Raw genomic sequence first — 4,804 nt, forward strand, 5'->3', positions numbered from 1 at the left:
CGCCCGCCGCTGCCGCGCGACTGGCGGGCCGGCTGGGACGGCCGCGCGCCGCTGGCATTGCCCGGCGGCGGCCGTTGGCTGCTCGACGGCGCCGCGGGATTCGATGCGCCGCTGGTCGCGCAAGCGCGCATCGGCGGCGAGCGCATCGCCCTGCCGGGACGCGCGCATCGCCACAGCCTCAAGCACGCGCTGCAGGCGCTGGGCGTGCCGCCGTGGGAACGCGAACGCCTGCCGCTGTTGACCGATGCCGGCGGCGAGGTGTGGGCGGCCGGCGATCTGCTGTATTCGGCGCGCATGGACGCGTGGCTGCGCGAACGCGGGGCGCGGTTGGAGTGGGTGGCGTAGGCGGACGAAGTTGCGTCGTCGTTGCATTGGCGCGGTCGCGGCTCGCGCCGCTCCTACAGGGCGATAGCGCAGCTCCGGACTCGCNGCCGCCCGGCGCAACCGCCGCAACCACCGCAACCGCGACGCCCCGCCGCACGCCCTTCACCCCGCGCGCATTGACCCCGCCCGGCCCCCGGCTCACACTTTCCCCATGCCCCGCAAAACCACCACCGAAGCCTCGCCGGTCGCCGATTTCGAGCAGTCGCTGGACGCGCTCGAGCAATTGGTCGAGAAGATGGAACACGGCGAAATGAGCCTGGAGGAGTCGCTGGCCGCGTACGAGCGCGGCGTCGGCCTCTATCGCCGCTGCCAGAGCGCGCTGGAGCAGGCCGAACTGCGCGTGCGCCTGCTGACCGATCCGCAGGATCCGGCCGGCGCCGAATCCTTCGGCAACGCCGGCCCGCCGGGCAGCGATGTCGATGCCTGAACCCCGCGCTGCCGCGCAGGCCCGCGCCGAGTCCTCCGGCTCCGTCCTGGCCGGCGTCGATGCGCGCGCGCTGGACGCCGTGATCGCCGGCTGGCGCGAACGCGCCGACGCCGCCCTGGTCCGCGCCCTGCCCGATTCGGAAGCCGAACCGCGCCGCCTGCACCAGGCCATGCGCCACGCCGTGCTGCTCGGCGGCAAGCGCATGCGCCCGCTGCTGGTCTACGCCAGCGGCGCGCTGTTCGAAGTCGCGCCGTCGGTGCTCGACGCGCCGGCCGCGGCGGTCGAGCTGATCCACGCCTATTCGCTGGTCCACGACGACCTGCCGGCGATGGACGACGACGCCCTGCGCCGCGGCCAGCCGACCGTGCACGTGGCCTTCGACGAGGCCACCGCGATCCTTGCCGGCGACGCGCTGCAATCGCTGGCCTTCGCCGTACTCGCCGACACCGACACCCTCGACGCGATCCGCGTCGACCTGCTGCGCACGCTGGCCCAGGCCGCCGGCGTGGCCGGCATGTGCGGCGGCCAGGCGCTGGACATCGACGCCACCGGCGCCGGCGTGCAGCTGAGCCTGCCGGCGCTGGAGCGGCTGCATTCGCTCAAGACCGGCGCGCTGATCCGCGCCAGCGTGCGCATGGGCGCGCTGTGCGGCGGCGCCGACAGCGCCGCGCTGGCGGCGCTGGACCGCTACGCGCGCGCGCTCGGGCTGGCGTTCCAGGTGCGCGACGACATCCTCGACATCGAAGGCGACAGCCAGACCCTCGGCAAGACCGCCGGCAAGGATTTGGCCCAGGACAAGTCGACCTTCCCCGCCCTGATCGGCCTGGACGCCTCGCGCGCGCGCCTGGACGAGCTCGGCGCGGCGATGCGCGAAGCGCTGGAGCCGTTCGGCCCGCGCGCCGCGGCGTTGCATGCGCTGGGGCGGCTGGCGATCGAGCGCGATCGCTGAAGGCCAAGCCGCGCCGATCGCGCGCACGCGCCGGCGGCGCGGCTCGGCCGGCGCCACCGAACGGACATGAAAAAGGCCACGGGCGGGGCGATACCGAATCGCCCCGCCCGTGGCCCGATGCGCTCGCGCTTACTTGATCAGGCGCAGCGTCAGCGGATAACGGTAGCTCTGGCCGTTGCTGACCTTGATCGCGGCCAGGATGCAGAACACGAGGTTGCCGAGCCAGATCAGCGGCATCAGCAACAGGCCGATGGCGACCACGGACAATACGCCGGCGACGAAATACGCGATCAACACCGTGATCTGGAAGTTCAGCGCTTCCTTGCCCTCTTCGGTCAAGTAGCTCTTTTCCGGCTTGTCCTTGTTCGTCAGCCAGATGATCAGCGGGACGATGATGCTGAAGAGCAAACCCGAGAGGTGGGTCAGCAGCGCGATGTTCTTGTCGTCCGATGTTTGCGTGTTCATCGTTTACCCCTAGTCCTTGAGAAGAAAAGAATGGTGTCCCTCGCCCGCTACCCCTGAGCGTCGGGTGGCCTGGGCGGCCACGCATTCAGTATGAAGGTTTTTTTTGCCGGAAGGCATACGCCATCGCATCCGGGATGCGATGGTGACCGGTTTTCGCGGGAACTTTCGTTGACGGCCGGGTGTCGGCCCGGCCGATTCAGCCGGCTCGCCAAGCCCGCAGCGGCGCCAGCGCGCGGCTGTCGGGAAACACCTTCGTCTCCAGCGCGGCTTCGGCCAGGCCCAGATGCTCGCTCAGCACGCCCTTGAACACCGCGCGCAGGTCGGTCGTGGCGCGCAGGTCGCGCCCTTCGTTGAGCTGCGACGGAGCCAGCCCCGGCCAGTCGCCGCCGATGCGGCCGCCGCGCACCGCGCCGCCGCACAGCAGGGCCATGCCGCCGGTGCCGTGGTCGGTGCCCTCGGTGCCGTTGAGCGCGGCGGTGCGGCCGAACTCGGTGACCACCGCCACCACCGTGCGCGGCCACAGCGCGCCGAAGCCGTCGCGCGCGGCGGCCAGGCCCTGGTCGAGTTCGGCCAGCTTGCGCTGCAGTTGCGGCGCCTGGTTGCGGTGGCTGTCCCAGCCGCTGTCCTCGACGAAGCCGATGCGCGGGCCGTCGGCCGCGCCCATGCGCTGCGCCGCCACCCGCATCGCCTCGGGCAGGGCGAACGCGCCCTTGCCGTCGCGCTGCATGCCGGCGCTGGCGGCGGAGCGTTCGAAGGTTTCGCTCAGGCGCGCATCGGCCGCGTACAGCGGCTGCAACTGCTGCAGCAACTGCGGATCGACCGGACGCGGCAGCGGCGGCCACCAGTTGCTGGCGCGGTCGCTGCCGCGCATCGCCAGCGGCATCACCGCCGCCACCGCCAGCGCCGACTCGCTCGGCATCGCCCGCACGCAGCGGCCGAGCCAGCCGTCGCGCGCGCCGTTGGGCGTGGCGGTGCCGTTCTCCAGGCAGTCCTGGGCGTCGAAATGCGAGCGCTGCCGGTACGGCGGCGCCACCGCCACCAGCGGCAGCAACTGCCCGGCGCGGTACATCGCCGCCGACTGCTGCATCGCCGGATGCAGGCCGAACAGGCCGTCGATGCGGATCGGATCGGCGACCGCGCCGTCGCGGCGCAGCGCCGCGTACGCCGGTTCGGCGTAAGGCGGCAGCAGGTGCAGGCCGTCGAGTCCGCCGCGCAACAGCACCAGCAGGAAACGGGTGTCGCGGCCGCCGGCCGCGGCGGTGATGCGCGGGAACAAGGTCAGCAGCGCGCTGGCGCCGAAACCGGCCAGCAGGCCGCGGCGCTGGCGCTCGAGCGCGCTCATCGCGGCGCCGGGATCGTCGTTGTCGCGTCCCATCTCACACCCTCCACTGGAACGCGGGGCTGGCGAACAGCAGCGAGTAGCCGTCGCTGGCCGAGCCGGCGCGGCGCAGGCCGAGGGCGAAATCGCCGCTCACCGCCTGGCTGCCGAGCACCTCGAGCGCGCGCTGGTATGGGGTGACGCTGCCCGAATCCACCCTTGCTGCGAACATCTGCGCGGCCTGGATGCGCTTGAACAAACCGTCGGGGCTGCTCCAGTCGGCCGCGGTGTCGGGAAAGCCGGCCGGCGAGCGCGGGGTGAACACCGGCTGGCCGAGGCTGGCGAGCAGGCCGACCAGCGCGCGCGCCTGATCGTCCACCGCCAGTTCGCCGGCGCGCAGCGCCGAAATCACGAAATCGTTCGGCGTCTTGAACTTGCGCGCGTCGGCCGACCACGCCTGCTCGCTGTCGATCAGCGCGCGGTACAGCGCGCGCAAATCGCCGTCCTCGCGCAGGTAGGCCTGGGCCATGCGCTCCACCAGCGCCGGCGGCGGCTGATCGGCGACGAAGTGGCGGGCCAGCTTGAAGCTCAGGTGATGCGCGGTGGCCGGATGCCGGGCGAGGTCGGCCAGCACCGCGCGGCCTTGCTCCTGCCCGCCTTCGGCGTACTGGCGGCCGAGCACGCGGCGCGCGCCGGGCTCGTGCGCGTTGGCGCGGAACACGAACGGCTGTGCGGCGTCTTCGTCGCGCGGGCCGGGCGTGCTCCAGCCGGTGATCGCGCGCGCCACTTCGATCACGTCGTCCTGGCGATAACCGCCGTCGACGCCGAGCGTGTGCAGTTCCAGGATCTCGCGCGCCAGGTTTTCGTTGAGCCCGCGCTTTTCGCGTCCGAGTTTCTGCGCGCGCATCGCCGCGCGCGAGTCGTCGCCGATCGAGGCGGCATTGTCGAGATAGCGCAGCATCGCCGGATGGCTTTCCACCGCCAGCAGCATGTCCTGAAAACGGCCGAGCACGTGCGGGCGGATCGCTTCGCGTTCCATCGAACCGGCGTACAGGCGCGCGTTGCCCTTGTCGATGGAGACGGCGAAATGGTTCGACCAGAACTGGGTCAGGCGCTCGACGAAGGGCGCGTCGGTGTCGGCGGCGTGGCGGTAGCGCGCGGCGAATTCGGCCAACTGCTGGCGGCGCAGTTCGCGGCGCAGGTTGTCGGCCGGGTCGGTCGGGTCGGCGGCGGCGCGCGCGGCGGGCGCGGTGTCGCCGGC

The 4,804-nt window shown here is 72.3% G+C and carries 6 protein-coding genes; 3 read left to right on the top strand and 3 right to left on the bottom strand.

Annotation, left to right across the window (positions count from 1 at the left end; translation table 11 throughout):
• From tilS to ispA, 3 genes are all read left to right on the top strand, one after another.
• Positions 1–345, top strand: a 345-nt coding sequence (tilS, locus tag A7A76_RS07950; RefSeq protein ID WP_206410695.1) for a tRNA lysidine(34) synthetase TilS, incomplete at its 5' end; no start/stop codon positions are given.
• 190 nt (positions 346–535) lie between these two features.
• Positions 536–811: an exodeoxyribonuclease VII small subunit gene (locus A7A76_RS07955; RefSeq protein WP_206410696.1), complete on the top strand. Its 276-nt coding sequence runs from the start codon at positions 536–538 to the stop codon at positions 809–811.
• Positions 804–1,760, top strand: coding sequence for a (2E,6E)-farnesyl diphosphate synthase (gene ispA, locus A7A76_RS07960; RefSeq protein ID WP_206410697.1), 957 nt, complete (start codon positions 804–806; stop codon positions 1,758–1,760). Before A7A76_RS07955 ends, ispA begins: the two co-directional genes overlap by 8 nt.
• 129 nt (positions 1,761–1,889) lie before the next feature.
• Here the strand turns inward: ispA and A7A76_RS07965 are convergent, their stop codons facing one another.
• From A7A76_RS07965 to A7A76_RS07975, 3 genes are all read right to left on the bottom strand, one after another.
• Positions 1,890–2,225, bottom strand: a complete 336-nt coding sequence (locus tag A7A76_RS07965) for a DUF4870 domain-containing protein (RefSeq protein ID WP_206410698.1) — start codon at positions 2,223–2,225, stop codon at positions 1,890–1,892.
• A 196-nt stretch (positions 2,226–2,421) separates the two neighbouring features.
• Positions 2,422–3,600: a DUF1501 domain-containing protein gene (locus A7A76_RS07970; RefSeq protein WP_241200802.1), complete on the bottom strand. Its 1,179-nt coding sequence runs from the start codon at positions 3,598–3,600 to the stop codon at positions 2,422–2,424.
• 1 nt (position 3,601) lies between these two features.
• A partial coding sequence (locus tag A7A76_RS07975; RefSeq protein ID WP_206410699.1) for a DUF1800 domain-containing protein occupies positions 3,602–4,804 on the bottom strand: 1,203 nt, incomplete at its 5' end.

This window comes from Lysobacter enzymogenes (genome assembly GCF_017168095.1).
In the GTDB taxonomy this organism is placed as follows: domain Bacteria; phylum Pseudomonadota; class Gammaproteobacteria; order Xanthomonadales; family Xanthomonadaceae; genus Lysobacter; species Lysobacter enzymogenes_D.

Excerpts from the sequence above, each read along its gene's own strand:
- A7A76_RS07955 (WP_206410696.1), top strand. The coding sequence starts at position 536 with ATGCCCCGCAAAACCACCACCGAAGCCTCGCCGGTCGCCGATTTCGAG.
- ispA (WP_206410697.1), top strand. The coding sequence starts at position 804 with ATGCCTGAACCCCGCGCTGCCGCGCAGGCCCGCGCCGAGTCCTCCGGC.
- A7A76_RS07965 (WP_206410698.1), bottom strand. The coding sequence starts at position 2,225 with ATGAACACGCAAACATCGGACGACAAGAACATCGCGCTGCTGACCCAC.
- A7A76_RS07970 (WP_241200802.1), bottom strand. The coding sequence starts at position 3,600 with ATGGGACGCGACAACGACGATCCCGGCGCCGCGATGAGCGCGCTCGAG.